This is a genomic window from Candidatus Pelagibacter sp. HIMB1521 (assembly GCF_052047875.1).
Lineage (GTDB): Bacteria > Pseudomonadota > Alphaproteobacteria > Pelagibacterales > Pelagibacteraceae > Pelagibacter.
In genome coordinates this window covers 1-2,451 of the sequence record NZ_JBNAIZ010000028.1, presented here as the reverse complement: position 1 = coordinate 2,451, position 2,451 = coordinate 1, and the positions used below count along the sequence as shown (strand labels likewise).

The following is a 2,451-nucleotide window of genomic DNA, read 5'->3' as shown; positions in this document are numbered from 1 at the left end:
ATTTCTTTGAATAAAGATGATTTAATAATGTGTCTGATAACAAGTGTATTGGTTTTATTTTTAATAATCTATGATAATGAATATAGACCAGATGCTGGCTTATATCATCTACCATTTACACAGATAATAAATGAGTCCAATATTATAATTGGATTAACAAATATTCATTCTAGATTTGGACACACGTCTATAATTCAGTATCTGTCCGCAATAAATTATAATTTTTTTAATGGAATTAATGGCATCTTAATACCTTTAGCAAGTTCAATTGTTTTTATATTAATTTATTTTTTAATTGATTTAAAAAAAATTATTAACAATAAACTTGAGAAGTTTTCTCTTGGAGAATTTTTTTCATTATTTGTAGTTATCTATATAGTATATAAAGCAAACAGATATAGTGAATTTGGAAATGATGCAACATCTCATATTTTTTTATTTTATATTGTATCAAGTTTCTTGTACGCACAAAACTACAATATAAAAAAAATTAATTATTTTTATTACTGTTCAGTTTTTTGCTTTCTAAATAAGGTGTTCTTAATTTTTGTATTTTTGATACCTGCATTCATGGCAATTCAAAATTTAAAAAAGATCAAAAAAATTTTTTTTAGTTTACCTTCTTTAATTATATTACTGTGGTTAATTAAAAATATTTTAATTAGTGGATGTTTAATATATCCAATGAAAATTACATGTTTAAAAAGTTTATCGTGGGTAGATAATGATAAAATTCAAGCAATTGAATTAGAGGCAGAAGCATGGGCAAAGGCATGGCCACAAAATAAAAATAAAAATCTCAATATGAAAAATTTTGTAGTAGATTTTAATTGGACTAAAGCGTGGTCAGAAGTACACTTAAAATATATTTTAAAAATAATTATACCTTATATAATTTTAGTGTTTTTAATTTATATTTATATCACATTATATGGAAATGATTTTTTTAAAAAAAATTTACATGATAAAAATAAACTTTTTATTTTATTTTTGATATCTGGTCTTGGAATATTATTTTTTATTTTAAAATCACCAATTTATAGATATGGATATTCATATTTAGTTTTGCTTATTTACCTATTTTTTATAATTTTTCTAAATAGGATAAATAAAGATAGAATATATAAAATTTTTAATTTTATTTTTGTCATAGGAATTATAGTTTTTTTATCAAAACAATTTGTTAGAATTTACAATTATCATGATGTTAGAACCTATTTACCTATTCATATTTTTATAAATAGTAATAATTTTAATAAAAAATATGAAACAAAAAAATTAAGTGAAAATTATCTATTTTATAGAAGTGTTGATGAATGTTTTTATGGATTAGCACCATGTACAAATAACATTAGAAATTGGGAACACTTAAGGTATAAAAAATTTTTAATATTCAATAAAATTTACTTAAAAAAAAATAATACCTAATTTACTTTATTAATGAGTATTTTATAATACAGTAAAATGCTCTAAAAGCATCTTTTATACCTATTTTTTTTCCCTCTGAATAAGTTCTACCATTATATGAAATTGAAACCTCATAAAATTTTAATTTTTTTTTTGCCAATTTAATAGTTATCTCAGGTTCAAAGCCAAAACTTTTTTCAATGAGATTAATATTATCAAGACAAGATTTCCTAAATGCCTTAAATCCAGTTTCCATATCAGTCATATTAATATTAGTTACTAAATTACAAAAAAAAGTTAATAGCTTGTTAGCTAAGTAATGCCAAAAAAAATGAAGTCTTGCATAACGACCACCTCCAAGAAATCTGGATCCATAAACTACATCAGCATCTGCTTCAATGAATGGAATTAATATTTTTACATATTCATCAGGATTGTATTCCAAATCTGCATCTTGTATTATGATTATTTTACCACTGGTATGCTTAAAAGCTGTGTTGAGAGCAGCTCCTTTACCCAAATTATTATCGTGAGTAAAAAGCTTAATATTTTTTTTTTCAAAATACTCTTTTAAAATTACTTTAGATTGATCGTATGACGCATCATCTACAACGATTAATTCATACTCATCAGTAATCTGTTTAATTGATTTGATTGAATTATCAATTACTGTTGAAATTGTTTTCTCCTCGTTATAACAAGGAATGACAATAGATATTTTTTCATTTGTTTTCATTATTTACAGATTGATCTAAATATATCATAAACTTACAAAAGAAAGTAATTAATAAAGAAAAACAATTGTTTTAGTGAATTTTAGTAATATATTTATTCCAATTTTATCTCCATTATTGGTGGTAACGGAGCGGGTAAATCAACTTTGATGAACTCTTTAGCTGGTACTCTGACAGTTGATCAGGGAGACATTCTCTTGGAGGGCAAGTCCATCAAGAATATTCCCGCAGCCAAGCGTGCTAAGGATATTGCTCTCTCTAATACACATCTCCGAGCCCACGAGACTAGCGCTCATGTCGTAAGCCGTCT

At 24.3% G+C, this 2,451-nt stretch carries 2 protein-coding genes and 1 pseudogene; 2 read left to right on the top strand and 1 reads right to left on the bottom strand.

What is annotated here, in order from left to right; translation table 11 throughout:
- Positions 1 to 1,428, top strand: a 1,428-nt coding sequence (locus tag ACTTA5_RS07570) for an LIC_10190 family membrane protein (protein WP_440649179.1), incomplete at its 5' end; no start/stop codon positions are given.
- Position 1,429: 1 nt separating this feature from the next.
- Here the strand turns inward: ACTTA5_RS07570 and ACTTA5_RS07565 are convergent.
- The gene (locus ACTTA5_RS07565) at positions 1,430 to 2,143 is read right to left on the bottom strand and encodes a glycosyltransferase family 2 protein (protein WP_440649177.1); all 714 of its coding nucleotides are present in this window, start codon (positions 2,141 to 2,143) and stop codon (positions 1,430 to 1,432) included.
- Positions 2,144 to 2,242: 99 nt separating this feature from the next.
- On the opposite strand from ACTTA5_RS07565, the pseudogene ACTTA5_RS07560 reads away from it, so the two are divergent.
- Positions 2,243 to 2,451: pseudogene (locus tag ACTTA5_RS07560) on the top strand (ATP-binding cassette domain-containing protein); the annotation flags it as partial.